Raw genomic sequence first — 26233 nt, forward strand, 5'->3', positions numbered from 1 at the left:
CCCGACGTCAACCAGTCCGCCGGCCCGTTCACCCCGGTCGGCAAGGACATCCGGTTCGGCCTGGGCGCGGTCCGCAACGTCGGCGCCAACGTGGTGGAGGCGATCGCCCGCTGCCGCAAGGAGAAGTCCGAGTACATCGACTTCTATGACTTCCTCTCCAAGGTCGACGCGGTGGCCTGCAACAAGAGGACGATCGAGTCGCTGATCAAGGCGGGCGCGTTCGACTCGATGGGGCACAGCCGCAAGGGGCTGCTCGCCGTGCACGCCGAGGCCATCGACGCGTACGCGGACGTCAAACGCAACGAGGCGGCCGGGCAGTTCGACCTGTTCGGCGCGTTCGGCGACGCCGCCGCCGGCGGTGGGTCGGCCGCGGTCACCATGCCCCCGATCGGCGACAGTGAGTGGGACAAGCGCGACAAGCTGGCCTTCGAGCGGGAGATGCTCGGGCTGTATGTCTCCGATCACCCGCTCGCCGGCCTCGAGGTGCTGCTCCAGAACTCGGCGGACACCAGCATCGCGGCGCTCAACGAGGACGGCTCCGTCCCGGACGGCCAGGTCGTCACACTCGCCGGCATCCTCACCGGTGTCCAACGGCGGATCACCAAGCAGGGCCGGTCGTGGGCCTCGGCGACTCTGGAGGACCTGGCCGGCGGTGTCGAGGCGCTGTTCTTCCCGAACACGTACGAGCTGGTCGGCCAGTACATCGCCGAGGACGCCATCGTGGTCGTCAAGGGCCGGATCGAGCGGCGTGACGGCGCCGCCCGGATCATGGCGATGGACATGTCCATCCCCGACATCACCCACAATCCGGACACCAAGCCGGTCACCCTGACGATGCCGATCACCCGGTGTACGCCACCGCTGGTCGACGAGCTCAAGGAGATCCTGGTGAGCCACCCGGGCGACACCGAGGTGCACGTCCACCTGCAGAACGGCAGCCGGACCACGATCATGCGGCTGGGCGGGGTGCGGGTCGCGGCGACACCGGCCCTGCGTGCCGACCTCAAGATGATCCTCGGCCCGTCGGCCGTCGCCTGACAGCGCCGGCCGATCTGGAAGGATCGCAGGGTGTACCCGAGTGAACAGCCGGCCGGGCCGCCGCAACCCTCCACTGCGGAGGACGGGCCGCAGTCCGTCGCGGCCAGGCCCGGCCTGAACCAGGCGTGGCAACAGGTGTGGCGGCTGAACGACGGCAGCCGTCGCCCGTGGCGGCGCTCGCTGACCGTCGCGGCCGGGGTCGCCGGGACGATCGCGGTGCTGGGGGTGCTGCTCGGATTGCTCTGGGCGTGGGTCACCCCCACCGTGCCGGTGATGCTCACCAGCGCCGGGAAGGCGCAGTCCTACGACATGTCCGAGCGGTACATCGCGGCCGACGGCTGGCTCACGCTGCTCGGCCTCGGATTCGGGGTGCTCGTCACGACCGGGTCCTGGCTGCTGCTGCGCCGGGACCGGGGGCCGTTCCTGCTGGCCGGGGTCGTCAGCGGCACCCTGGTGGCCGGGCACTGGGTGGCGCCCCTGGTCGGCGAGTTCATCGGGCGCGACGCGTATGAGAACTGGAAGGCGACAGCCGAGCTGGGCGCCACCTACGCCGCACCGCCGGAGGTGCAGTCGCTCGGGCCGACGCTGATCCCGGCGTTCGTGGCGGCGATCCTGCTCACCCTGCTGGCCGGCTGGTCCAACGACCCCGACCTGGACCATCCGGGCGCGCAGCCGGGGTGGGGGCCGAACCACGCGGCCTACGAGCCCCCCTATGCGGACACCGACCACGAGCCTGCAGCCGTCGGCCATGAGCCTGCAGCCGTCGGCCATGAGCCCGCGGCTGCCGGCCATGAGTCCGCGGCACCCGGCCACGAGTTCACGGCCGCCGGCGACAAGTCTGCGGCCATCGGCCACGATGCCGCTGCCGGATATGGGCCGGGGCCCGGCGCTGGGCCGTCCGGGTATGAGCGGGGGCCCGGCGCTGGGCCGTCCGGGTATGAGCGGGGGCCCGGCGCTGGGCCGTCCGGGTATGAGCGGGGGCCCGGCGCCGAACTGGTCTCGGGCAACGGGGTCACTCCGGGTGAGCAGGTCGCGGACGGCGGGGAGCATCCCCGGCGCGAGCCACGACAACCCGGCTGAGCGGCCCTGTCATGGCGGGCTCGCCGCCGGCCGGGCGATGCGGGTTCGCCGCCCGTTCGGGTGCGCGTGTTGCGAAACCTTGATCCCACACGGCTCGGGTGGCCGCGTGGCAACAACGCCGGTGGCCGCGCTGCGGCCCGGTGCCGCACTTCGTCGCGCGGAACCTGCGGGACGGGGTGGTTGCGGTTGGCCGGCGGCGGCGAGCGTACCGAGAAGCGGTTTTCGGAGCGGCACCAGCGTGAGAAACCGCTGGCTGGGTGGCGCCAGTTCGCTCAGAATCCAGCGCATCCCCTCTTCCGGGGATGTGGGACGCGGCTCTCGGCTGTATGTGTCCCGGATACGTGACGCCCGCAGCGGGTGTCGTCACACCCACCGCGGGTGTCGTGTTCTCAAAGCACACATAGCTCGGGATGCCGGTTGACTGGCGGGACCGAGCCGGGTGCACGGCGGTGCCGGCGGGGGTGAAGCGCTTGGCGGGCCGGGGCGGGACCGGGCGGCTGGGGGTGGGAGCGTCAGTTGGGGCTGGACGGGCGGGCCAGGTCGGACAGCGGGACCGGGACGGCCCGGACGCGCGCCAGCAGACCGGCCTCGCGGTTGAGGATGCGGAGCTCGGCGCGGAGGCGGCTCGCGGTGTCGGGCATCGCCAGGAGCAACTGGCGTTCCTCGAGGGTGAGCTGCGCGGTGGCGGCGACCAGGTGGGAGAGGACGGTCGCGTCGTCCGGCACCTGGTCGAGGGTCTCGCTGTTGGGGCGCAGCAGCTCCAGGTAGGTGCGGAACGCGGTGAGCACGCGCGGGGCCAGCAGCGTCGCCGTCTCGCTGGGTCTCTCCTCGTCGGGGAGCCAGCGGACGTGGGCCGTCAGATACGGCTCGGCGCCCTGCTCGACGCTGAGGACGGTGAAGCGGCGGCGGCCGACCGTCATGATGTCGAAGCGGCCGTCCGGCAGCTCGGTGACGTGGCGCAGCTCGGCGGTGCAGCCGACGTCGTAGACATCGGTGGCGGTGACCGGCGGCACGGGGGAGTCGCCGTCCTCGGCGACCTCGCTGCCGTGGCGGAGGGTGACCACGCCGAACTCGTGCGGTGTCTCCTCCGACGCGGCAACCAGCTCGCGCACCATGGTGCGGTATCGCTCCTCGAAGATGTGCAGGGGCAAGACCAGACCGGGGAAGAGCACCGTGCTCAGCGGGAAGACCGGCAGCCGATCGCTCACGCGTTCAGCCTAGTCCCCGCCGGACCATGGTCAACCCGCCGTGGCGCCCGGGCGTCTCATCGCCTGGGCCTGGGGAGTCGCCGTGGTGAACCCGGTCGGGGGGCCGCCTAGACTGGGTGCGTGCTGAATCGGATCGACCTGCGCGGCTCCCGGCGGGACCCGCGCGGACTGCTGCCCCGTGCCCAGCTCGACGTCTCTGTGGCCGTCGAGAGGATTCGCCCGCTCGTCGAGGCGGTCCATGAGCATGGGTTCAGTGCCATCCGGGAGGCGACCGAGAGATTCGACGGCGTCGCCCTGGAGCGCCTGCGGGTGCCGGCCGAGGCGATCGCCTCGGCCGCCGAGACGCTCGACCCCGACGTGCGGGCCGCCCTGGAAGAGGTGATCAAGCGGACCCGCAAGGTGCACGCCGACCAGCGGCGCAGTGACGTGACGACCCGGGTGGTCGACGGCGGCACGGTGATCGAGCGCTGGGTTCCGGTGCGCCGCGTCGGGCTCTACGTGCCGGGCGGCCTGGCCGTCTACCCGTCGACCGTGGTGATGAACGTGGTGCCCGCCCAGGAGGCCGGCGTCGAGGGCCTGGTGGTCACGTCGCCGCCGCAGGCGTCCAACAACGGCCTGCCCGACTCGCGGGTGCTGGCCGCGTGCGCGCTGCTCGGCGTCACCGAGGTGTATGCGGTGGGCGGGGCGCAGGCGATCGCGATGCTCGGCTACGGTGCCGACGGGGTCGACGAGAACGACCGCTGTGAGCCGGTCGACGTGATCACCGGGCCGGGCAACATCTGGGTCACCGCCGCGAAGCGGCTGCTCCAGGGCACCGTCGGGATCGACGCGGAGGCCGGGCCCACCGAGATCGCCATCCTGGCCGACGACACCGCCGATCCGCGGCACGTCGCGGCCGACCTGATCAGCCAGGCCGAGCACGACCCGCTGGCGGCGAGCGTGCTGGTCACCGACTCGCCGGCGCTCGCCGACGCGGTCGAGATCGAGCTCACGAAGCAGGTGGCGGCCACCAAGCACCAGGAGCGGGTGCGCACCTCGCTGACCGGCGAGCAGTCCGGTGTGGTGCTGGTCGACGACCTGGAGCAGGGCCTGCGGGTGGTCGACGAGTACGCGGCGGAGCACCTGGAGATCCAGACGAGGAACGCACGGGAGTGGGCCATGCGGGTCCGCAACGCCGGCGCGATCTTCGTGGGGGCGTTCGCGCCGGTGTCGCTGGGCGACTACGCGGCCGGTTCCAACCACGTGCTGCCGACCGCCGGCTGCGCCCGGCACTCGTCGGGGCTGTCGGTGCAGTCGTTCCTGCGGGGCATCCACGTGGTGGAGTACACCGAGCAGGCTCTCCGGGACGTCGCCGGGCACGTCGTGACCCTGGCGAACGCGGAGGATCTGCCGGCGCACGGCGACGCGGTGAAGGTCAGGTTCGCCCGGTGACCACGATCGACGATCTGCCGATCCGGGACGATCTGCGGGGGCAGTCGCCGTACGGCGCCCCGCAGCTGGACGTCGCGGTCCGGCTGAACACCAACGAGCACGCCTTCGCCGTTCCGCAGCCGGTGATCGAGGCGATGCGCAAGATGCTCGACGCCGAGCTCGCCGACCTCAACCGCTACCCCGACCGGGACGCGGTGGCGCTGCGCACCGACCTGGCCGGCTACCTCGGCCACGGTCTCGGATTCGAGTCGGTCTGGGCTGCCAACGGCTCCAACGAGGTTCAGCAGCAGCTGCTCCAGGCGTTCGGCGGGCCGGGGCGCACGGCGCTCGGGTTCGGGCCGTCCTACTCGATGCACCCGCTGCTGGCGGCCGGCACCGGCACCCGCTGGATCGGCGCGCTGCGTGACCCGGATTTCGGGCTGCGCGCCGACGCGGCGGTGGCCGAGATCCACCGCCACGACCCGGACCTGGTCTTCCTCTGCTCGCCGAACAATCCGACCGGCACCGCGCTGGACCCCGCGGTGATCGACGCGGTTCTCGGCGCGGCACGCGGCATGGTGCTGGTCGACGAGGCCTACTTCGAGTACGCCCGGACCGGCACCCGCAGCGCGATCGAACTGCTGCCCGGGCACCCCCGTCTCGTGGTGACCCGGACGATGAGCAAGGCGTTCGGGTTCGCCGGTGGCCGGCTGGGCTATCTCGCCGCCGATCCGGCGGTGGTCGACGCGGTCCAGCTGGTCCGGCTGCCCTACCACCTGAGCGCACTGACCCAGGCCGCCGCACGGGCCGCGGTCTCGCAGAGCGCCGCCCTGCTGGCCACCGTCGAGCAGATCAAGGTGCAGCGCGACCGGATCGTCGAGGTCCTGCGTGCCCGCGGCGTCGCGGTGGCCGACAGCGACGCCAACTTCGTGCTGTTCCGCACCGGGGACGATCAGAGGGCCACGTGGCAGGAGTTCCTGGACCGGGGTGTGCTGATCCGGGACGTGGGCCTGGCCGGCTGGCTGCGGGTCACCGCCGGCACCGAGTCCGAGACCACCGCTTTCCTGAACGCCGCCGAGGAGATCCTGTCCGGCGGGCGAAGCGAGCACAGCGCCGTGAGTGCGGCTGACGGCACCGACGAACGAAGTGAGGAGCGGCAGTGAGCCGTACCGCGCGTATCGACCGCGTCACCAACGAGACCAAGGTGCTGATCGAGATCGACCTCGACGGCACCGGCAAGGGCGACCTGAACACCGGGGTCGGCTTCTACGACCACATGCTCAACCAGCTCGCCAAGCACGGCGGGTTCGACCTCACGGTGCGCTGCGAGGGCGACCTGGAGATCGACTCGCACCACACCATGGAGGACACCGCGATCGCCCTCGGCGAGGCGTTCGCCAAGGCGCTCGGCGACAAGCGGGGCATCCGGCGGTACGGGTCGGCCACCATCCCGATGGACGAGGTACTGGTCCGGGCCGCCGTGGACCTGTCCGGCCGGCCCTATGTGGTGCACGACGAGCCGCTGCTCACGCCGTACATCGGGCCGGTCTACGCGACGAGCATGACGCGGCACATCTTCGAGGCGTTCGGTCACGCGGCCCGGGTGACCCTGCACGTGGACGTGCTGCGCGCCTGCCGTCCGGGTGGGCACCCGGACGCGCACCACGTGGTGGAGGCCCAGTTCAAGGCGTTCTCCCGGGCGTTGCGCGAGGCCGTGGAGATCGACCCGCGTAACGCCGGCGCGCTGCCCTCCACCAAGGGGGTGCTGTGATCTCGCTGGTGCTGTTCGCGCTGGCCGGGATCCTGCTCGGCGGGGTGATCCAGTTGGTCAGGTCGGAGGCGACCCGGTTCAGCGTCGGCGTCACCGCGGTGCTCGCGGTGCTGGCGGCCGTCGGCGGGTTCGCCTGGTGGCCGGTGGGGGAGGCGTGATGGCGAAGAGTGTGGTCATCCTCGACTACGGTTCGGGAAACCTGCGGTCGGCGGAGCGCGCGGTCGCCCGTACCGGGGTGGACGTGACCGTCACCAGCGATCTGGCGGCGGCCGCCACGGCGGACGGTCTCGTGGTGCCGGGCGTGGGAGCCTACGCGGCCTGCATGGCCGGGATCGAGGCGCTGAACGCCGGGCCGGTGATCGCCGAGCGGGTGGCGTCGGGGAGACCGGTGCTCGGCATCTGCGTCGGCATGCAGATCCTCTTCGAGTCCGGGGTGGAGCACGGGGTGGAGACCAAGGGGCTGGGCCTGCTGCCCGGGTCGGTCACCAGACTGTCCGCGAAGCGGATCCCGCACATGGGCTGGAACACGGTCGACATCGCGGACGGTTCCCGGCTGCTCGCCGGGCTTCCCGAGGGCGGCCGGTTCTACTTCGTCCATTCGTACGCCGCTCAGGATCTTGATCTTCTGCGCGACGCCCGGGTGACCACCGCGTCGCACGACCTGCCGTTCGCGGCCGTGGTGGAGGCGGGCGCGCTCAGCGCCGCCCAGTTCCACCCGGAGAAGTCGGCGGACTGCGGTTACCTGCTGCTCAGCAACTGGGCCGCGACACTTTGAGCAAGGAACGTGCCCGGCGGCGGGCCGAGCGGCTCGCCGTCCTGGAGCGGGAGAAGACGGTCCGGGCCCGCCGGGTGGCGCGCCGGGAACGGCGCCGTGCCTTCCTGAAGAACCTGAGACCGCGGTTCGGCCGGGACGGGCGGCTCTATCACCGCAGCCGGCGGCAGCGGATCGGCATCGTGGTCGTCACGCTGCTGGCCGTCGCCGCCGTCTGGACGCTGATCCCGGACACCGCCCTGCGCATCATTCTCACCGCCATGCTCGTTCTCGCTGTGCCGGCCCTCGTCGTCGTGGTGCTCGGCCGCCGTCACTAGGTCGCTACCGGCCGATACCGGTCGTTATCAAGGAGAGAGATGACCCTCCAACTGCTGCCCGCCGTCGACGTCGCCGACGGCCAGGCCGTCCGTCTGGTGCAGGGCGCCGCCGGCTCGGAGACCGCCTACGGCGACCCGCTGGAGGCCGCGCTGGCCTGGCAGAACGACGGCGCCGAGTGGATTCACCTGGTCGACCTGGACGCGGCGTTCGGCCGGGGTTCGAACGCCGAGCTGCTGGCCGGTGTGGTGAGCCGGCTCGACGTGAAGGTGGAGCTGTCCGGCGGCATCCGTGACGACGAGTCGCTGACCCGGGCGCTGGCGACCGGCGCCCAGCGGGTCAACATCGGCACCGCCGCACTGGAGGACCCGGAGTGGTGCGACCGGATCTGCGGTGAGTACGGCGACCGGGTGGCGATCGGCCTGGACGTGCGCGGGCGGACCCTGTCGGCGCGCGGCTGGACCCGCGACGGCGGCGACCTGTTCGAGGTGCTGGCCCGGCTGGACAAGGCGGGCGCGTCCCGGTACGTCGTCACCGACATCACCAAGGACGGCACCATGCGCGGCCCGAACCTGGACCTGCTGCGTGAGGTGTGCGCGGCCACCGACAAGCCGGTCATCGCCAGTGGTGGCGTCTCCACGCTGGACGACCTGCGGGCCCTGGCGACGCTGGAGCCGATCGGGGTGGAGGGGGTCATCGCGGGCAAGGCGCTCTACGCGGGCGCGTTCACCGTACGGGAAGCTCTCGCCGTTCTCGGCTGATCTTCCACGCTTCACGTAATGCCTGGTCAGCGGTCCGGATGGTGGGCCGGGCCGCTGAACCCGTTTCCTTCCCACGGCTGAGGCCGGGAGTTTTCCATGAAAGGTCTTCGATGACGGTCGCGGTACGTGTGATCCCCTGCCTGGACGTGGACGCCGGCCGGGTGGTGAAAGGTGTCAACTTCGTCGACCTGCGCGACGCCGGCGACCCGGTCGAGCTGGCCGCCGCTTACGACGCGGCCGGCGCCGACGAGCTGACCTTCCTCGACGTGACCGCCTCCTCCGACGATCGCGGCACCATGCTCGACGTGGTGCGCCGCACCGCCGAGACGGTCTTCATCCCGCTCACCGTGGGCGGCGGCGTCCGCTCCCCGGAGAACGTGGACACGCTGCTGCGTGCCGGCGCCGACAAGGTCGGGGTGAACACGGCGGCCATCGCCCGGCCCCAGCTGATCCGGGAGATCGCCGAACGGTTCGGCAACCAGGTGCTGGTGCTGTCGCTGGACGTGCGGCGGTCGGTGGAGCAGCCGAGCGGGTGGGAGGTCACCACCCACGGCGGGCGGCGCAGCGCCGGGCTCGACGCGATCGAGTGGGCGGCCCGGGTCGCCGAGCTGGGCGCCGGGGAGATCCTGCTGAACTCGATGGACGCCGACGGCACCAAGGCCGGCTTCGACCTGGAGCTGATCCGGGCGGTGCGCGCGGTGGTGGACATCCCGGTGATCGCCAGCGGCGGCGCCGGGGCGGTCGAGCACTTCCCGCCGGCGGTCGAGGCGGGCGCCGACGCGGTGCTCGCGGCGAGCGTCTTCCACTTCGGTGACCTCAGCATCGGCGAGGTCAAGGACAGCCTGCGGGCGGCCGGCAACCCGGTCCGGTAGAAGCGCTACTTGCCGTCGGCCAGCCGCAGACTGTACTCACGAACGGCCGCGTGGTAGGCCTGCTCGTCCAGCGTCCAGTCGGCCCAGCCGGGCCGGGCCGTCCGGTTGAGCTGCGCCTGCAACGTCATCACGGCGGAGGACAGGCCGCTGAACGGCCGGGTCCGCCACAACTGCTCACCGGCCGCGGCGACGTCGAACGTGTCGTCCTCCACGGTGATCAGCCCGGCCCCGGCCAGCCGGCGGATCGACTCCTCGAGGTCCTCGCGGGCCGGCACGCTGTGGTGCAGGAAGTCCGCGGCGGCCAGCAGGTCGGCCAGGGTCGCCCCGGTCATCGGCAGCGCCGCGTGAAGTGCCCGGTCACGCTCCAGGCGCTCGGCGATGACCGCGGAGACGAAGATCCAAGCGTCATTCCAAGTCCAGTCACCGGCCCCCATGCCGCAATGATGCCGTGCCGTCGGCGTGCCGGGAAGCGAATGTGTCCGGATGATCAGTGCCGACCGGTCGCCGAACCGTGAGCAACGGCAGGAACAGGTGCACGAGGGGACCGATCGCGCACGCGTACGCGACGGTGCCGATCCCCACCGTCCCGCCCAGCAGGAAACCGGCGCCCAGGACGGCCAGTTCGAGGCCGGTACGGATCACCCGCAGCGACACCCGCGGGAACCGCCCGGCCAGTCCGGTCATCAGCCCGTCCCGTGGTCCCGGCCCCATCCGGCTGCCGATGTAGAGGCCGGTCGCGAACCCGTTGAGCAGGATCCCGGCCACCAGGAAGCCGATCCGGCCGGGCACTGTGGCGGCGGTCGGCAGCACCGTCAGGGTCGCGTCCGCCGCGAACCCGACCACGATCAGATTGGCCACCGTGCCGAACCCCGGCCGCTGCCGTAGCGGGATCCACAGCAGCAGCACCGGGATGCCGGTGAGCAGCACCACCCAGCCGAAGCTGACCCCGGTCACCTCGGAGACGCCCTGGTGGAAGACGTCCCACGGGTTGAGGCCGAGACCGGATTCCACCATGAGGGCCATGCTGACCCCGTAGAGGCCGAGACCGGCGAACAGTTGAGGGACACGGCGGAGCAGGCTCATGACAGCCACTCTTCATGCCAATTCGCTGGTGCTAAAGTGCCAATTCATCGGAGGTGGCTATGACGACGTCGGTTCGTGGAGACCAATTGGCCCGTCTGCTCGGGCGGTGGCATGCGCTGCCGGGCCGTCGCCGCAGCCCCGACTACGCGGCTCTCGCCGGGGCCGTGCGAGGGCTGCTCTCGGACGGGCGGCTCGCTCTCGGCGTACGGCTGCCCGCCGAACGGGAGCTGGCCGAGGCGCTCGCGGTCAGCCGCACCACCGTGTCCGCGGCGTACCGGAACCTGCGCGAGACCGGCCACCTCACCAGCCGGCGCGGCGCCGGGAGCTGGACCACCCTGCCGCACGGGCACCGGGTGGCCACCTCCGGCCTGTGGACCCCCGACGACGACCTCGACATGATCGACCTGGGGGTGGCTGCCTCGGCGGCGCCGGTCGAACTGGTGCCGGCCGCCCGCGCCGCCGCCGACGACCTGCCCCGCTACCTCGGCAGCGCCGGTTACCACCCGGCCGGGCTGCCCGAACTGCGGGCCGCCGTCGCCGACGGCTACACGTCCCGCGGCGTGCCCACGTCGACCGAGCAGATCCTCATCACCAGCGGCACCCAGCAGGCCCTCGACCTGGTGCTGCGGCTGTCCGTGCCGGTCGGGGCGCCGGTGCTCGTGGAGACACCCACCTACCCGAACGCGCTGGCCGCCCTCGCCGCCCGCCGCGCCCGGATCAGCACCCACGGCATCGACATCGAAGCCGGGTGGGACGGCGACATGCTGCTCGGCGCACTGCGCCAGACCCGGCCGCGGATGACCTACGTGATCCCCGAATTCCACAACCCGACCGGCCATCTGATGCCCGCCGAGCTGCGCGAACGCCTCGTCGCCACGGCACACTCGACCGGCACGGAGCTGATCGTCGACGAGTCGTTCGTGGACCTTCCGCTCGACGGGCCGGCGATGCCGCCGCCGGTCGCCGTCTTCGACCGGCACTCCCGGGTCACTTCCATCGGCGGCATGAGCAAGGCGTACTGGGGTGGGCTGCGGATCGGCTGGGTGCGCGCGTCCGCGCCGGTCGTGCAGCGGCTGGCCGCCATCCGGGTCGGCGTCGACATGGCCAGCCCGGTGCTGGAGCAGCTCGTCGCCGTACATCTGCTCCGCCTGTCGTCGGAGATCGTCGCGGCGCGCCGCGCCCAGCTCCGCTTCCGCCGCGACGCCCTGGTCGCCGAGCTCCGCGACCGCCTGCCGGAGTGGCGTTTCGTCATCCCGGCCGGCGGCGTCACCCTCTGGGCCGAACTCGACGGCCCCTTCTCCAGTGCCCTCTCCCGCGCCGCCGAGGACGTCGGCGTGCGCCTGGCGCCCGGCCCGCGTTTCGGCCTCGACGGCACTCTGGAACGCTTCCTGCGACTGCCCTTCACCCTCGCGGCCGACGACCTGACCGAGGCCGTCCGCCGTATCGCCTCGGTCCGCCACGACCTCGACCACGCCGCCGGTCCCTCCTGGCGGGCCCCCGCGGTCATCGCCTGACCTTCCGCCCCCGAAGCAACCCCATTTCCGGTACGCGGCGGACCGCCCCGCCGAATCGGGGTTGTTCCGTCCGCGCCACGCGAGCACCTGCCGGGCCGGGCCGGTGCCGCGCCCGCCGGGCTGACCCCGGTGGTCCGGCTCACCGACGGCGCCGAGGCGGCCGGTCAGATCAGCCAGGCGCCGTCGAACATCAGGGTGCGGCCGCGGATCTCGTCTCAGATCAGCCAGGCGCCGTCGCGCATCAGGGTGCGGCCGCGGATCTCGTCTTCCTCGCGCCACGCCTGGATCCGGTCCGGGCGCAGGATCAGGAAGATGTAGGACGGGCCGGCCGTGCGCGGATCCCAGTCGTTCTGGGTGGCGTAGGCCTCGTCGATGCCGGGCGCCTCGGCGACCGGCAGCCAGCGCTCCAGCACAGCGTCGATCATGACGACGTCGCGAGTCGGCCCCAGCCCGACGCGGGCCTTGCCGGTGCCGATCAGGCTGCGGGCGGTCGGCGACTCCCGGTCGGTGGCCAGCACGATCCGCTCCTCGTGCCACGCCAGCGTGAGCGGCACCAGATACGGCCCGTCGGTCGCCACCCACGCGTCCACCACCGGGGCCGCGAGACGGGCGAGAGTGTCGGCCTTGCGCTGGGCGCCTGTTCTCACGACATCGCTCATGAAAGCCAGCCTAGACAAGAGTGCGCTCGTAGGTCCCTCTCGTCGATCCTCCTCCGACGAGGACCGCGACCCCTGGCCCGCCGCTGGGCGGACCGCCCTGCCGGCGAAGACCGCGTCCCGGGGCAGGCGGAGGGGACGGGGACTCGGAGGATGACGGCGGGCCGGATGGGCTCGGTGGTCGGATGATGCCCTGTCGCCCGTGGACGGCGCCGGTGTTCGGGTGATGGGGCGGGGCCGGTGTTCACCAGTGATGTGTGATGTGTTCGTTGAGAACGTGACGTCCGTGGTGGGTGTGATGACACCCGTGGTGGGTGTCATGGTTGCGGGCGGTAGGTAGCCGTGATCAGCCTGTCCGGGCGGGGTCGTGTGGCGCCGGTTGTCCGGACGGGGTCCTGTGGCACCGGTTGCGCGTCGGGATCTGTGGCGCCGGTTGCGCGGCGGGATGTGTGGCGCCGGTTGCGCGGCGGGATGTGTGGCGCCGGTTGTCCGGGCAGGCTCAGCCCGGCGGGCGCGGCACGGGCTGGGGGACGGCAGGTGCTCGCGTGGAGCGGGCGGGACGGCCGGCGATTCGGCGGGGCGGTCCACCGCGTACCGGAGATGGGTTTGAAACGGCCGGCGGACCGTGAGAGGTCCGCCGGCCGTCCGGAGATCGGGTCAGATCTGGGCGAGCGAGCCCTCGTACATCTTGTCGATCTGCTCGGCGAAGTTGGTCTCCACGCTCCGGCGCTTGATCTTCATGGACGGGGTGACCTCGCCCGCCTCGATGCTCAGGTCGCGCGGGAGGATGCAGAACTTCTTGATCGTCTCCCAGCGGTTCAGCTTGGCGTTGAGCTCGTTGATGTAGCCCTCCACCAGGGCGTGCGTCTCCGGGGCGGCGACGATCTCGGCGTAGCTCTTGCCGGCCAACGGGCCGGAGGCCGCCCACGTGGTGATGGCCTCCTCGTCGAGGGCGATCAGCATCGTCACGAAGTTGCGGGACTGGCCGACGACGACCGCCTGGGAGGTGTACGGGCACACCGCCTTGAACGAGCCCTCGATCGCCGACGGGGCGATGAACTTGCCGCCGGACGTCTTGACCAGGTCCTTCTTCCGGTCCGTGATCTTGAGGAAGCCCTCGGCGTCGATCTCGCCGATGTCGCCGGTACGAAGGAAGCCGTCCTCGGTGAACGCCTCGGCCGTGGCCTCCGGCAGGTTGTGGTAGCCGCGCATGACCGGGGCGCCGCGCATCAGCACCTCGCCGTCGGCGTCGATGCGCACCTCGAGGTCGCCGATGCGCTGGCCCACCGAGCCGATCTTGAGTTGGCCGCGCCGGTTCACGAAGTTGGCGGCGCAGGCCTCGGTCATGCCGTAACCCTCGAGGATCGGGAGGTTCGCCGCCGCGAAGAACTCCGAGATGTCCCGGCTGAGCGCGGCCGAGCCGCTGACGAGAATCTTGATGTTGCCGCCGAGCTTCGCCTGGAGCTTGGAGAAGACCAGCTTCTCGGCGATCGAGTACTGGAAGGCGAGCGCTGCCGGGACCGGCTTGCCCGCCTGCTGGAGGGCGACCCGCTTCTTGCCGGTGGCGACCGCCCAGCTGAAGATCTTCTGCTTCAGGCCGCTGCCGGAGAGGCCGCTGGTGACGGTCTTGTTGTAGACCTTCTCGTAGATGCGCGGCGGGGCGCACATCAGGGTCGGCTTGATCACGGCGAGCAGGTCGATGAGCCGGTCGACGCGCCCGTCGATGTAGGTCGGGACGCCGACGTGCACGATGCCGCAGAGCAGCGTCTTGCCGAACGCGTGCGACATCGGCAGCCACAGGTAGTGCAGGTCGGCCGGGGAGAACAGGCCGAGGTCCTCCTGGGCGACGCCCTCCCAGGTCCACCCGCGGTGCAGCAGCTCGACGCCCTTGGGGCGGCCGGTGGTGCCCGAGGTGTAGATCAGGGTGGCGAGGCTGTCCGGCCCGATCTGGGCGACCACGTCGTCGATGAGGCTCGGCTCGCGGACCAGTGCCTCCGCGCCGAGGGCCTCCAGGTCGGCGAGGGTGATCTGCGGCGGGATGGCGCCGGCGTCGGCCGGGCCGTCGATCAGCACCACCTTGGTGATGGCGGTCTCGGCGCCGGAGATCTTGAGCGCCTGCTTCGCGTTCTCCGCGATCAGGACCTTCGACCCCGAGTCGGAGACGATGAACGCGGTGTCCTCCGGCTCGGTGGTCGGGTAGACCGTGGTGGCGGCCGCGCCGGCCACGTTGACGCCCAGGTCGGCGAGGACCCACTCGAGCCGGGTGTTGGACAGGATCGCGACCCGGTCCTCCAGGCCGACGCCGAGCTCACGCAGCCCGGCGCCGATCGCCTTCACCCGCTCACCCACCTGCCGCCAGGTCAGCCACTCCGCGCCGGTGTCCGTCGCGTTCGGCCCGGCCATCGCCCGAGCGTCCGGGGTTTTGGCCACGCGCTGAAAGAGCATGTCCGGGATCGACCGGTAGGGAACCTCGAGAGCCATCGGGCGCCGCCTTCTACCTGAACGGGGGGTAAGTAACGGAGGTGTCACCGCACAGTAATGGGAAGCGCGGCGTCACGAAAAGAGTCCGTATCAATCACTCCCATCCTAGTCAGCAGAACAATGGGGTCCAGAGTGCCGCCGGTCTCGCACTAGGTTGGCGCACATGACTTTCCTGGTGATCGGCGGTACCGGCATCGACACCGTGGTGCCGGTGGCGGACCTGCCCGTGCTCGGAGCCGACTCCGCGCGACCTCGGGGGCCCATTCTGGACCACGTCTCGCACACCGGTACGTGCGTGGCCCTCGCCCTGCGTGCCCTCGGCGAGCGGGTGTCGGTGATCGACACGGTCGGTGACGACGAGCCGGGCGGGCGGGTCCGGGCGGCCTTCGCGGGGTGGGGGATCGGCCTGCGTGCCGCGCCCGCCCCGGCCGGCACCCGCCGGGCGGTCAACCTGATGAGCCCCGACGGCCGCCGGCTGTCCCTGTACGACGGACGCGACGTGCCCGGCTACCGTCTGCCCGCCGAGTACTACGAGCCGCTGCCCGCGGGCGTCCGGCACGTCCACGTGACGATCATGGATTACGCCCGGCACGTGCTGCCGTCGCTGCGCGCGGCCGGTGTGACGATCTCCACCGACCTGCACGACTGGGACGGCGAGAACCCGCATCACCGGGACTTCGCGCTCGGCGCCGACATCGTCTTCGTCAGCGGGGTGCAGCTCGCCGACGGCGCCGCCGAGCGGATCCTCGCCGAAGGACCGGCCACGAGGGTGGTGGTCACCAACGGGGGCAAGGGCGCCGACCTGTACACCCGGGAGGGCGTGACCCATCGGGACGCGGTCGATCCCGGCGCTCCGATCGTGGACACCAACGGGGCGGGGGACGCCTTCGCGGCCGCCTTCCTGAGCGCCTGGCTCGCCGGCGCCGGTGACGACGGCTGCCTGGACGCGGGAGTGATCGCCGGGGCGTACGCGTGCACCGCCCCGGTCGGCGCGGGCTCGTTCATCGACCGGCGGACGTTGGCCGACCGTTGGACCTGATCGTCGACCTCGGGCCGGGGACCGCGGGGCGGACCGCCGCGGTCTACCGGGCGCTGCGCGCGGCGATCCTCGATGGCCGGATCCCGGCCGGGCGCCGGCTGCCGTCGACCCGGGCGCTCGCCGCCGACCTGGGGGTGTCCCGGGGCAGTGTGGCGGGGGCGTACGAGCGGCTGGTGGCGGAGGGTTTCCTGATCACCCGGGTGGGCGCCGGCACCTTCGTGGCGGCGGCACCGGTCGCCCGCCGCCCGGCCGGGTCGCCCGCCGACCCGCTGCGCCCGCGTGCCGGCTGGACGCTGGTCCCGGAGCCGGTCAGCGGAACCGGGCCGGCGCCCCGGTACGACTTCCGGGCCGGCATCCCGGACGCCCGGCTGTTCCCGTTCGGCGCCTGGCGGCGGCTCGTCGCCGCCGAGCTGCGGCTGGGCGCGAACAGCCCGGGGACGTACGCCGACCCGGCCGGGCATCCGGCGCTGCTCTCCGCGGTGGCCCGCCACCTCGGCTGGTCCCGTTCGGTGCGGGCCGCCCCGGGCGACCTGGTGATCACGAACGGCGTCCAGCACGCCCTCGACCTGATCGCCCGGGTGCTGTTGCGCCCCGGCGACGTGGTGGCCGTCGAGGACCCCGGCTATCCGCCGGCCCGGCGCCTGTTCGCTTCGATGGGCGTACGGGTGGCCGGTGTCCCGGTGGACGCCGACGGCCTGGTGGTGGCCGGGCTGCCGGACCGGGCCCGGCTGGTCTACGTGACGCCGTCGCACCAGTTCCCGCTGGGCGGGGCGATGAGCCTGGCCCGCCGCCAGGAGTTGCTGGAGTGGGCGCGGACCCGGCAGGCCGCGATCGTCGAGGACGACTACGACAGCGAGTTCCGCTTCTCGGCCCGGCCGCTGGAGCCACTGTGCACGCTGGACCGCAGCGGCCGGGTGCTGTACGTCGGCACCTTCTCCAAGAGCATGTTCCCGGCCGTCCGCACCGGTTTCCTGCTGGCCCCGCCCGGTCTGCGCCCGGCCCTGGTGGCGGCCCGGCAGATCGGCGACTTCCACGGGCAGACGGCCGTGCAGGCGGCGCTGGCCCGGTTCATCGACGAGGGACAGTTCGCCCGGCACGTGCGGCGGGCCGGCCGCACCTACGCGGCCCGGCACGCCCGGGTGGTGGCCGCCCTCGCCGCGACGCCGGGGCTGGAGGTCCTTCCCAGCGCGGCCGGACTGCACGTCACCGCGCTGTTGCGGCCCGGTCTGGACGCGGCCCGGATCGTGGCGGCGGCCCGCCGGGACGGCCTCGCCCTGGAGGAACTGGCCGCCTACGCCGAGGACCGCTCGCGGGCCGCGTCCGGGCTGGTGGTCGGGTTCGGGGCGGTCGACGGCGCGCTGATCGAGGAGGGCCTGGCCCTGCTGCGGCCGCTGACCGCCTGATGCAGCACCGCGCCGCCGGCGATCGCGAGGCTGAGCAGCGCCGGCCATCCGTTGAGCCAGAGCAGCCCGGTCACCGCCACGAAGGCGATCCCGGCCACCACCCGGGAGCCGCCGCGCGGCAGCAGGCGCAGCGCCGCGGCCGTGCCGATCACGTAGACCAGGGTGAAGCAGCCGGTCACCAGCAGGGTGGCGGTGTGCAGGCCGAGCGGCAGCAGGACGGCGGCGATGCTGGCCACGAAGATGAAGGTCAGCGACCGGCGCCGGCCGCCGAACACCCGGGCCGGCAGCGCGCCCTCGGCGGCCAGCGCCGCGCCCAGCCGGCTCGACCCGGCGAAGTACGCGTTGACCGCCCCGAGGGTGAGCGCCACCGCCACCACGGCCGTGACGATCCGGACCGGCCCGCCGAGACCGATGGCGAGCAGGTCGGCCAGCGGCGCGCGGCTGCCGGCCAGCGCCGGGCCCAGGGCCAGCACGCTGACCGTGGCGACCGCCAGGTAGAGGACGCCGACGACGGCGACCGCGACGAGGGTGGCGCGGGGAACGTCGCGGCGCGGGTGGCGGTACTCGCCGGACAGCGAGGACAGCGCCTCCCAGCCGGCGAAACCCCAGACCAGCAGGGCGGCTGCCGCGCCGATCCCGGTCCAGCCGTGCGGGGCGAACGGGGTCAGGTTGTCCAGGCGGGCGTGCGGCAGGGCGGCCACCACCGTCACCACCAGCAGGGCGGCCAGCGAGACCGACAGGACCAGTTGTGCCCGGCCGGAGACGCGCAGACCGAACCAGTTCATCGCGTACGCCGTGCCGACGATCGCCAGGAAGGTGGCCAGTTCGGTGATCCGGCCGCCGCCGAGCACGTCGGAGACGTACCCGCCGGTGAAGGCGACCGCGACCGGCGCGCCCAGCGGGACCGCGAAGTAGAAGCACCAGCCGACCGCGGCGGCGACCCGCGGGCCGAACGCCATCTGTGCGTAGGTGGACACCCCGCCGCCGTCCGGGTAGCGGGCGCCGAGCGCCGCGAAGGTCCAGGCCAGCGGCGCGGACAGGACGATCAGGGCGAGCCAGGCGACGAGGGACGCGGGCCCGGCCGCCTCGGCGGCGAGCGCGGGCAGCGAGATGAGCCCGGTGCCCAGGACGGCGCCGACGGACAGCGCGGCGCCCTGGGCGACCGACAGGTTGGTGCGAGCGGACATGGCCACGAACCTAGGGCCGGACCGGCCCGCCGATCGAGCCAATTCCGGGCCGGTTGATTGGGCCGGTCATACGCCCAGGCGGCCGGTGCGGAGCCGTTCGGCGATCTGCGGGTCGCCGTCGACGGCGACCCGGGCGGCGCGCTGCCGGCCGAAGAAGAACACCGCCAGCTCGCCCACGTCGCCGGTGACCCGCACCCGCGGCTCGGCGCCGTTGCGGATCGCCGGGAACCCGGTCGGCTCGATCTCCGCGGTCACGCCGAGGCGGCGCAGCCCGGCCTTGGCGATCAGTTTGACGTTGCGCCAGAGGACGGCCTCCAGGTCGCGGGGAAGCGCGCGGGGTTCCCAGGTGCCGCCGCCGCGCCGGACGTCCTCGTGGTGGATGAACATCTCCATGGTGTTGGCCAGCGGATCGACCAGCGGGTTGCTCACCGGGCTCCACACGGGCGGATTACGCACCTGGCCGATCAGCTCCTGGTACGGCAGGGCGGCGCGGGCGAGCCGGACCTTCTCGCCGTGCCCGGCGAGCGGGCGGATCAGCAGCCCCACCGCGGAGTCCGGCCGCCGTTCCCGGACCACGAGGTGCGCGGCCAGGTCGCGGGTGGTCCACCCGGTGCACAGCGTCGGCGCGTCCGGCCCTTCGCTCAGCAGCAGATCGGCGAGCGCCTCCCGCTCGGTGCGGGCGTAGTTGGTCATGGGTCGATCGTAGTTCTCGATGTAATCGTGGCCACACCGTAAACAACCCGTGCGGGCGGCAGGATGGGTGGGTAAGGCCGGTGGACCCGGCGAACACTTACCAGTCAGGTAGGACATTGAGCAGCGGTACCGGCAACGACGTGCTGTTACGTGGACTGCGGGTGCTCGGGCGGGCGATCCGGGCGGAGCCACGGCTCTTCATCGTCAGCTCCCTCGGCAGCAGCCTCTTCGGCCTTCTCATCGTCGCGAACTCGTACGTCGTCGGGTTTCTGATCGGCCACGTCGTGACGCCCGCGTTCGCGGCACACCGGGTGAGTTCCGCGGGCCTCGCGGTGGCCGTCGCGGCCCTGCTCGGGATCAGCGGCCTGCGGGTGGCGAGCATCTTCGCCCGGCGTCTCGGCGCCGGGTTCATGCAGTTCCGGCTCCAGGCCCGCTACCGGCGGGCGGTGACCCGCCGCTATCTGTCGCTGCCGCCGGAGTGGCATCAGCGGCACGCCACCGGCACGCTGCTGTCCAACGCCAGCTCCGACGTGGAGGCGGCGTTCGCGCCGATCGCGCCGCTGCCGTTCGCGGTCGGCACGATCGTGATGCTCGCCGGCGCGATGATCGCGCTGTTCGTCACCGACTGGGTGCTGGCCATGGTCGGTGTCGCGCTGTTCCCGGCGCTGTTCGCGCTGAACTACTTCTACTCGCGGCGGATGTCGCCGCGGCAGATCCACGCCCAGCGGATGCGGGCCAAGGTCGCCGCGGTGGCGCACGAGAGCTTCGACGGCGCGCTGGTGGTCAAGACGATGGGCCGGGAGGCCGACGAGTCGCGCCGGTTCGCGGTCTTCGTCACCGAGCTGCGTGACGGGCTGGTCGCGGTGGGGCGGCTGCGCGGCGTCTTCGACCCGCTGATGGAGAGCCTGCCCAGCGTCGGCACCCTGGCCGTGCTGGTGCTCGGCACCTGGCGGTTGCAGAACGGCGCGATCACCGTGGCCGAGGTGATCAGCGTCGCCTTCCTGTTCACGGTGCTGGCGTTCCCGGTGCGCGCGATCGGGTGGGTGATCGGCGAGCTGCCGCGCAGCGTGGCCGGATGGGACCGGGTCCAGGCGGTGCTGTCGGCGGAGGGCGATCTTCGGTACGGCGAGGGCGACCTGCCCGGTGACGGCCCCGCCGAGCTGCGCTTCGACCGCGTCGACTACCGGTACGCCGACGGCCCGCCGGTGCTGGCCGAGGTCAGTTTCACCGTGCCGGCCGGGAAGACGGTGGCCCTGGTCGGCGCGACCGGCTCCGGCAAGTCCACCATCGCCGCCCTGGCACTGCGACTGGTCGACCCGGATTCCGGCAGCGTCTCCCTCGACCGGGTGAAACTGCCCGACCTGTCGTCGGCCGCGCTGGCCCGGGCGACCGCCCTGGTGCCGCAGATCCCGTTCGTGTTCGACGACACGGTCCGCGGCAACGTGGCGCTGGACCGGCCCGGCGTCGGCGACGACCAGGTGTGGGCGGCGCTGCGGCTGGCCCAGGCGGACCGGTTCACCGGCGGGCTGCCGCAGAAGCTGGACACCGCGGTCGGTGAGCGCGGCGCGTCGCTGTCCGGCGGGCAGCGGCAGCGGCTCACCCTGGCCCGGGCGCTGGCCGGCAGACCGCGGCTGCTGGTGCTCGACGACGCCACCAGCGCGGTCGACCCGCGGGTCGAGGCCGCCATCCTCGGCGCGCTGCGCAGGGCGGGGACGTCGCTGCTGGTGGTGGCGTACCGGCGGGCCAGCATCGCGCTCGCCGACGAGGTGGTCTACCTGCATCAGGGCCGGGTCGTGGCGACCGGCACGCACCAGGAGCTGATGGACACCCAGGAGGGGTACCGGGCGCTGGTCACGGCGTACGAGAAGGGTGAGGCGTGAGCGACGTAGCGACCATGGGGACCATCCGGCGCGGGCTGGCGCTGTCGCCGGAGCTGCGCACCGGGCTGGCCGGCACGATCGGGCTGGCGGTCCTGCAGATGGCCGGCCGGGTGGCCGTTCCGGTCGCCGTGCAGCAGTGCATCGACCACGGCATCAACGGCCCGTCCGGCCCGGACACCGGTGTCGTGCTGGGCTATGTGGCGGTGACCCTGCTGGTTCTGGCGGTGTCGACGTTCTGCGGCTTCCTGATGACCCGCCGGCTGTTCACGGTCAGCGAGACGGCGCTGGGCGGGCTGCGGTCGCGGACCTTCCGGCACATCCACGACCTGTCGATGCTGCACCAGCAGTCCGAGCGGCGCGGCTCGATGGTCTCCCGGGTGACCGGCGACGTGGACCAGATCTCGGTGTTCCTGCAGACCGGCGGCGTGCAGCTGATGCTCGCCACCGGTCAGCTGATCGTCTCGTCGGTGGTGATGTTCGTCTACTCGTGGCAGCTCACCGTGGTGGTGCTGCTCGCCTTCGGGCCGGCCGTGGCGGTGATCCGGCTGTTCCAGAGGCGGCTGGCGTCGGTCTACCGGACGGTCCGCGAGCGCAGCGGCGTGCTGCTGGGCGTTGTCGCGGAGAGCGTGGTCGGCGCCACGGTGATCCGCGCGTTCGGGGTGGCCGGGCGCACCGAGAAACGCATCGACGTGGCCGTCGACGATCTGCGGGCCGCCCAGCAGCGGGCCATGCGCGTCAGCGTCACCAGTTTCTCCAGCGGGGAGATCGGCGCCGGTCTGGCCCTGTCCGGCGTGGTGGTGGTCGGCACCCTGCTCGGGGTGGGCGGCGACATGACGGTGGGCCGGCTCACCGCGTTCCTGTTCCTGGTGACCCTCTTCATCCAGCCGGTGCAGATCGCCACCGAGCAGCTCAACGAGGCGCAGAACGCGGTGGCCGGCTGGCGCCGCATCCTCGACGTGCTCGACGTCGACCCGGACGTCGCCGATCCCGACGACGAGGGGGTGGAGCTGCCCGCCGGTCCGCTGTCGGTGCGCTTCCGGGACGTGTCGTTCCGCTATCCGGGCGGCCCGGTCGTGCTCTCCGGTGTGGACCTGGAGCTGACGGCGCGGCGCACGTACGCGGTGGTCGGGGAGACCGGCAGCGGCAAGACCACTTTCGCCAAGCTGCTCACCCGGCTGATGGATCCGGCCGAGGGCGCGGTCCTGCTCTCCGGGGTGCCGCTCACCGAGGTGCGGTTCTCGTCGCTGCGCTCCCGGGTGGTGATGGTGCCCCAGGACGGGTTCCTGTTCGACGCGACGGTCGCCGAGAACATCCGGTTCGCCGTGCCGGAGCTCACCGACGGTCAGCTGCGGGACGCCTTCACGGAACTGGGGCTCCGGGACTGGCTCGCCGGCCTGCCGGCCGGGCTCGACACCCCGGTGGGGGAGCGCGGGGAGGCGCTGAGCGTCGGGGAGCGCCAGCTCGTCGCGCTGGTCCGGGCGTACGTCGCGGACCCGGACCTGCTGGTGCTGGACGAGGCGACGAGCGCCGTCGACCCGGCCACCGAGGTCCGCCTGCAGCACGCGCTCGACCTGGTGACCCGGGGCCGGACCACGGTCGCCATCGCGCACCGCCTGTCGACGGCGCAGGCCGCCGACGAGGTGATCGTGGTGGATGCGGGCCGCGTCGTGCAACGCGGCCCGCACTCCGCCCTCCTCGCCGAGGAGGGGTCCATCTACGCCAAGCTCTACGCCAGCTGGTTGGAACAGACACGCTGACCGGCTTTCATGGTGCGCCGGTGAGATGAGCACGTCGCCCGCCGCGGCTGCACGGTTAGCGCAGCCGCGGCGAGAGGCCCGCCATTTCAGCGATTCAAGAGCCTGGTACGCCTATCGGGCGTAGTACTCGACGACGAGCTGCTCGTCGCAGAGCACCGGGACCTCGGAGCGCTGCGGGGCACGGATCACCGTGGTGCGCAGCTCCTCGAGAACGGTCGACAGGTAGGGCGCGGTCGGGCCGTCGATGTGGGTGCCGGTCGCCGCGATCTGGAACGGCGGCTTCGACCGGCTGGTCTCCTTGACCTCGATGACCTGGCCGGGCTTCAGCTTGTAGCCGGGGCGGTCCACCTTCTTGCCGTCCACGGTGAAGTGACCGTGCACGACGAGCTGGCGGGCCTGGTAGATGGTGCGGGTGAAACCGGCGCGGAACACGGTGGCGTCCAGGCGGCGCTCGAGCAGCGTGACCATCGTCTCGCCGGTCTTGCCCTCGGCCTTGTGCGCGGCGTCGTACGCGGCCCGCATCTGGACCTCGCTGATGTTGTACTGGTGGCGCAGGCGCTGCTTCTCCAGCAGCCGGACCTGGTAGTCCGAGCTCTTACGCCGGCCACGGCCGTGCACGCCCGGCGGGAACGGGCGCCGCTCGAAGTACTTGACGCACTTGCGCGTCAGTGGGATGCCGAGAGCTCGGGAGAGCTTGGCTTTGGGTCGGGAGTTGTTCAACTGCGATCTCCTGTTACGGTAAGCCTTGCCTAACTTAGGTAAGCCTAACCGGTGCCCGGAGGTGCTCGTCATGCAACCCAGTCCCGCCGAGATCGCGCGCACGCTCGCCGCCGGTCACCTGCCCGCCGTCGCCCACATCGCCTGCCGTCCCGGACCGATTCCGGTGCGGCATGTCACCGATGCGCAAGGACGCGTGCTACTGCTAGTGCCCAGCGAGGGTACCCTCGCGGGCGCCCTGCGCCCACAGGAGGGCAACGACGACACCGCCCTGGTCCTGGACATCCGGGACGTCCCGCCGATGGCCTCGTCGCCGTCGCTGGGCCGGGTGTGGGTCTCCGGCTGGGCCGCGAAACTCTCCGGCGACGACGCCCGGGCCGCCGCCCTGGACTACGCGGACACCGACGCCTGCGGCGACCTGCTGGACATCGGCGACAGTCAGACGCTGTACCGGATGGACGTCGCGGAGGTCCGCCACGAGCGTGACGACGAACTCACCGAGATCGACCCGGACGACTACGCCGAGGCCACCCCGGACCCGCTGCGGACCGTCGAGTTCGATCTGATCGCCGACCTGGCCGACCACCACATGACCGAGATGAGCGACTACGTACGCCGTCAGCTGGGCAAAGCCGCCCGCCCCGGCGACGAGCCCAAGGTCGTCCGGATGGACCGTTACGGCTTCGTGGTACGGATGGGCGGCCGCCGCGCCCGCCTGGCCTTCCCCCGCCCGGTCACCGACCGGCACGACCTGGCACACCTGCTGCACCCGATCCTCTGCCGCCGCTGCTGCAACAGCGCCGCCTGAGGATCCCCTGATCGAGGCGGGCTCCCACGGCCGACACTTCTGCCGCCGTCAGGCCGCGGGAGCCCGTTCTCCGCCCTGCCACCCGGTGCCGCGGGTGGCAGGGCTCACTGCTTTCGCGCCCGTGTCACAGCGACAGGATGCGGTCCAGGAACTCCCGGTACCCGCGCATCGCCATCCGCATGCTCTCGGTGTCCGGCGTGCCGGTGCCGCGCAGCGGGTCCAGCTCGTCGCGCTCGGCGAGCAGCACCTCGGTCAGCTCATTGACCGCGTCGGTGAGCAGATCGTGCGCCCGGGTCAGAGCCCGCTCCGGGTCGTCGACGAACTCGGCCTTCACCTCGTGCCACGCCGCCCGGAAGTGCCGGGCCGCGTCCTCGTCCCAGACGGTGCGGCCGATCAGCGGCTGCTCCGCGGTGGATGTCTCGAGGGCGGTCGCCGGCTCCTCCTCGCGGGCCCGGCGGTTCGGCCGGCGCACCTGCTCGACGTCCTCCAGGCTGGCCGACCGGTGCGCCATCGCGCTCTGCTCGCTGTCCGCCTCCTCGCGGGCGCGCAGGCCCGGGATGCTGACGGTGAGGCCGCCCAGGGCGCCGTCACCGCCGGGGAACGCCTGGAACTCCGGCGGGATGGGGGCGGCCGGGGTGACCGAGGCCACGCCGTACGCCTCCGGCTGCCGGCCGAGGCTGTACCCGGTCGAGGCGAAACCGTAGCCGCCGTCGGTGGCCGGCGACCGCTCCGGGTAGGCCGGTGACTCCTCCGCCGGGCTCCGGGTCGCGGGGATCTGCGCCTGCGCCGGCGAGACCGGGGCGGGCGCCGCCGGGTCGGCCGGCTCGCCGCCGTGGCCCTCCGGCCCGGCGGGCTGGCCGGAGACCGGCTGGAGAGTCCCGGCCGGGTGGTCCGGGGTGAAATCGGCGACCGTGTACGGGTTCGGCGCGTAGGCCGGCGACACCGGGGCGCCGGCGACCGGCCCGCCCGACGTCGGCGTGACCGGGTGCGTGCCGCTGGGAACACCGGCCCAGCCGGCGGCCGCCCGTGACCCGTCCACCGGCATCTGTCCCGGCATCTCCTCGGCCGGATCGGCCGCCGCGTCCGCGGCCGCCTCGCCGGCCTGCGCGTAACCGGGCGCCCCTACCCGTCCGTTCATGTCCTCACGTCCGTTCTCGTCGCTGGGTTCCGCCACCTCGGCGGCGTCCTGATCGGCGTCCGCCGTCGCCTCGCCGGCCGGCTCCTGGCCGTCCGTGGAGGCGTCGGGCTCCTCGTCGCCGTCCTCCGCCGTCGCGGGATCGTCACCGTCCCGGCCGCCGAAGAGGAACCGCCCGGCGCGCCCGCCGAGGCCGAAGCCCCCGACGCCCTCGGGTTCCCCGGACTTTACGTCCTGCGGCGGCTCCGGCTCGTCGTCCGGAGGTACTGAGTGATCAGGATCGCCGTGCCTTTCCCGGGCCGGGGGGCCGGAGGCCGGACGGCCGCCGGCCGGCCCGCTCCGGGCGGCCGCGCGGTTCAGCCCGAACGGGTCGGCCGGGCCGCCGGCCGGATGGCGGGCGGCTGAGGCGATCGGTGCCAGCGGCGGGATGGGGCGGCTGCGGAAGGTGCCCAGCGCCGACCCGGCGAGCAGGTCGGCGGGCGTCTCCAGAGGTTCGGGCGCCAGAGGGGGCTCCGGTGGCGCCGGGGCCACCGGATCGTCCGTATCCGGACGGACCTGCCAGAACCGGGCGAGCCCGGGCGAGGGCCGCGTGTTGTCGTCGCTGGACGTCGGCTCCATGGGGTTCACCACTCCCGTCGCGAGGCGGCGCCCGC

General features: G+C 72.6%; 25 protein-coding genes. 16 read left to right on the forward strand and 9 right to left on the reverse strand.

Annotated elements, in window-relative coordinates:
* Positions 1 to 1038: OB-fold nucleic acid binding domain-containing protein (locus tag AB0I88_RS21370; RefSeq protein WP_361027015.1), on the forward strand; the 1038-nt coding region annotated here is incomplete at its 5' end.
* Between the two features lie 30 nt (positions 1039 to 1068).
* A complete protein-coding gene (locus AB0I88_RS21375) occupies positions 1069 to 2118 on the forward strand; it encodes a hypothetical protein (protein WP_361027018.1) in 1050 nt (349 codons plus the stop codon).
* 512 nt (positions 2119 to 2630) lie between these two features.
* Here AB0I88_RS21375 and AB0I88_RS21380 read toward each other — a convergent pair.
* Positions 2631 to 3326, reverse strand: coding sequence for an LON peptidase substrate-binding domain-containing protein (locus AB0I88_RS21380; protein ID WP_361027020.1), 696 nt, complete (start codon positions 3324 to 3326; stop codon positions 2631 to 2633).
* A gap of 120 nt (positions 3327 to 3446) precedes the next feature.
* On the opposite strand from AB0I88_RS21380, the gene hisD reads away from it, so the two are divergent.
* From hisD to hisF, 8 genes are all read left to right on the forward strand, one after another.
* On the forward strand, positions 3447 to 4757 hold the full coding sequence (hisD, locus tag AB0I88_RS21385) for a histidinol dehydrogenase (RefSeq protein WP_361027023.1): 1311 nt from the start codon (positions 3447 to 3449) through the stop codon (positions 4755 to 4757).
* Entirely contained in the window at positions 4754 to 5899 is a 1146-nt protein-coding gene (locus tag AB0I88_RS21390; RefSeq protein WP_361027026.1) for a histidinol-phosphate transaminase, read from the forward strand. The genes hisD and AB0I88_RS21390 overlap by 4 nt, the downstream gene beginning before the upstream one ends.
* Entirely contained in the window at positions 5896 to 6507 is a 612-nt protein-coding gene (gene hisB, locus AB0I88_RS21395; RefSeq protein ID WP_361027029.1) for an imidazoleglycerol-phosphate dehydratase HisB, read from the forward strand. The genes AB0I88_RS21390 and hisB overlap by 4 nt, the downstream gene beginning before the upstream one ends.
* The gene (locus AB0I88_RS21400) at positions 6504 to 6665 is read left to right on the forward strand and encodes a hypothetical protein (protein ID WP_361027032.1); all 162 of its coding nucleotides are present in this window, start codon (positions 6504 to 6506) and stop codon (positions 6663 to 6665) included. The genes hisB and AB0I88_RS21400 overlap by 4 nt, the downstream gene beginning before the upstream one ends.
* Positions 6665 to 7282: an imidazole glycerol phosphate synthase subunit HisH gene (hisH, locus tag AB0I88_RS21405; protein ID WP_361027035.1), complete on the forward strand. Its 618-nt coding sequence runs from the start codon at positions 6665 to 6667 to the stop codon at positions 7280 to 7282. Before AB0I88_RS21400 ends, hisH begins: the two co-directional genes overlap by 1 nt.
* Positions 7279 to 7596: a hypothetical protein gene (locus tag AB0I88_RS21410; RefSeq protein ID WP_361027038.1), complete on the forward strand. Its 318-nt coding sequence runs from the start codon at positions 7279 to 7281 to the stop codon at positions 7594 to 7596. The genes hisH and AB0I88_RS21410 overlap by 4 nt, the downstream gene beginning before the upstream one ends.
* Positions 7597 to 7635: 39 nt before the next feature.
* Complete coding sequence (priA, locus tag AB0I88_RS21415) at positions 7636 to 8355, forward strand: bifunctional 1-(5-phosphoribosyl)-5-((5-phosphoribosylamino)methylideneamino)imidazole-4-carboxamide isomerase/phosphoribosylanthranilate isomerase PriA (RefSeq protein ID WP_361027041.1); 720 nt, start codon at positions 7636 to 7638, stop codon at positions 8353 to 8355.
* A gap of 110 nt (positions 8356 to 8465) precedes the next feature.
* A complete protein-coding gene (hisF, locus tag AB0I88_RS21420; protein ID WP_361027044.1) occupies positions 8466 to 9227 on the forward strand; it encodes an imidazole glycerol phosphate synthase subunit HisF in 762 nt (253 codons plus the stop codon).
* Between the two features lie 5 nt (positions 9228 to 9232).
* On the opposite strand, the gene AB0I88_RS21425 is transcribed toward hisF, so the two are convergent.
* A complete protein-coding gene (locus AB0I88_RS21425; protein WP_361027047.1) occupies positions 9233 to 9661 on the reverse strand; it encodes a hypothetical protein in 429 nt (142 codons plus the stop codon).
* Positions 9648 to 10310, reverse strand: coding sequence for a hypothetical protein (locus AB0I88_RS21430; protein WP_361027050.1), 663 nt, complete (start codon positions 10308 to 10310; stop codon positions 9648 to 9650). Before AB0I88_RS21430 ends, AB0I88_RS21425 begins: the two co-directional genes overlap by 14 nt.
* Before the next feature lie 59 nt (positions 10311 to 10369).
* On the opposite strand from AB0I88_RS21430, the gene AB0I88_RS21435 reads away from it, so the two are divergent.
* Positions 10370 to 11824, forward strand: coding sequence for a PLP-dependent aminotransferase family protein (locus AB0I88_RS21435; RefSeq protein ID WP_361027053.1), 1455 nt, complete (start codon positions 10370 to 10372; stop codon positions 11822 to 11824).
* A gap of 215 nt (positions 11825 to 12039) precedes the next feature.
* Here AB0I88_RS21435 and AB0I88_RS21440 read toward each other — a convergent pair whose 3' ends face one another.
* Both AB0I88_RS21440 and AB0I88_RS21445 read right to left on the reverse strand, forming a co-directional pair.
* Entirely contained in the window at positions 12040 to 12483 is a 444-nt protein-coding gene (locus AB0I88_RS21440) for a pyridoxamine 5'-phosphate oxidase family protein (protein WP_361027056.1), read from the reverse strand.
* A gap of 654 nt (positions 12484 to 13137) precedes the next feature.
* On the reverse strand, positions 13138 to 14961 hold the full coding sequence (locus AB0I88_RS21445; RefSeq protein ID WP_361027059.1) for a long-chain fatty acid--CoA ligase: 1824 nt from the start codon (positions 14959 to 14961) through the stop codon (positions 13138 to 13140).
* A gap of 163 nt (positions 14962 to 15124) precedes the next feature.
* Here AB0I88_RS21445 and AB0I88_RS21450 point away from each other — a divergent pair, with 163 nt between their 5' ends.
* Together AB0I88_RS21450 and AB0I88_RS21455 are read left to right on the forward strand one after the other, a co-directional pair.
* Positions 15125 to 16000, forward strand: a complete 876-nt coding sequence (locus tag AB0I88_RS21450) for a carbohydrate kinase family protein (RefSeq protein WP_361027062.1) — start codon at positions 15125 to 15127, stop codon at positions 15998 to 16000.
* Complete coding sequence (locus tag AB0I88_RS21455; RefSeq protein WP_361027065.1) at positions 15991 to 17403, forward strand: PLP-dependent aminotransferase family protein; 1413 nt, start codon at positions 15991 to 15993, stop codon at positions 17401 to 17403. The genes AB0I88_RS21450 and AB0I88_RS21455 overlap by 10 nt, the downstream gene beginning before the upstream one ends.
* Here the strand turns inward: AB0I88_RS21455 and AB0I88_RS21460 are convergent.
* Both AB0I88_RS21460 and AB0I88_RS21465 read right to left on the reverse strand, forming a co-directional pair.
* On the reverse strand, positions 17292 to 18590 hold the full coding sequence (locus AB0I88_RS21460; protein WP_361027068.1) for an amino acid permease: 1299 nt from the start codon (positions 18588 to 18590) through the stop codon (positions 17292 to 17294). The two genes, AB0I88_RS21455 and AB0I88_RS21460, sit on opposite strands and share 112 nt — an antisense overlap.
* Before the next feature lie 66 nt (positions 18591 to 18656).
* Complete coding sequence (locus tag AB0I88_RS21465; RefSeq protein WP_361027071.1) at positions 18657 to 19283, reverse strand: TIGR03085 family metal-binding protein; 627 nt, start codon at positions 19281 to 19283, stop codon at positions 18657 to 18659.
* 116 nt (positions 19284 to 19399) lie between these two features.
* Between AB0I88_RS21465 and AB0I88_RS21470 the strand changes: the two genes are divergently transcribed.
* The gene (locus AB0I88_RS21470) at positions 19400 to 21163 is read left to right on the forward strand and encodes an ABC transporter ATP-binding protein (protein ID WP_361027074.1); all 1764 of its coding nucleotides are present in this window, start codon (positions 19400 to 19402) and stop codon (positions 21161 to 21163) included.
* A gap of 14 nt (positions 21164 to 21177) precedes the next feature.
* On the forward strand, positions 21178 to 22920 hold the full coding sequence (locus AB0I88_RS21475; RefSeq protein ID WP_361027242.1) for an ABC transporter ATP-binding protein: 1743 nt from the start codon (positions 21178 to 21180) through the stop codon (positions 22918 to 22920).
* Positions 22921 to 23031: 111 nt separating this feature from the next.
* On the opposite strand, the gene rpsD is transcribed toward AB0I88_RS21475, so the two are convergent.
* Complete coding sequence (rpsD, locus tag AB0I88_RS21480; protein WP_183217478.1) at positions 23032 to 23640, reverse strand: 30S ribosomal protein S4; 609 nt, start codon at positions 23638 to 23640, stop codon at positions 23032 to 23034.
* 70 nt (positions 23641 to 23710) lie between these two features.
* On the opposite strand from rpsD, the gene AB0I88_RS21485 reads away from it, so the two are divergent.
* Entirely contained in the window at positions 23711 to 24445 is a 735-nt protein-coding gene (locus tag AB0I88_RS21485) for a DUF2470 domain-containing protein (protein ID WP_361027078.1), read from the forward strand.
* A gap of 124 nt (positions 24446 to 24569) precedes the next feature.
* Here the strand turns inward: AB0I88_RS21485 and AB0I88_RS21490 are convergent, their stop codons facing one another.
* On the reverse strand, positions 24570 to 26198 hold the full coding sequence (locus tag AB0I88_RS21490) for a hypothetical protein (RefSeq protein ID WP_361027081.1): 1629 nt from the start codon (positions 26196 to 26198) through the stop codon (positions 24570 to 24572).
* Positions 26199 to 26233: the final 35 nt, after the last annotated feature.

Source organism: Actinoplanes sp. NPDC049802, assembly GCF_040656595.1.
In the GTDB taxonomy this organism is placed as follows: domain Bacteria; phylum Actinomycetota; class Actinomycetes; order Mycobacteriales; family Micromonosporaceae; genus Actinoplanes.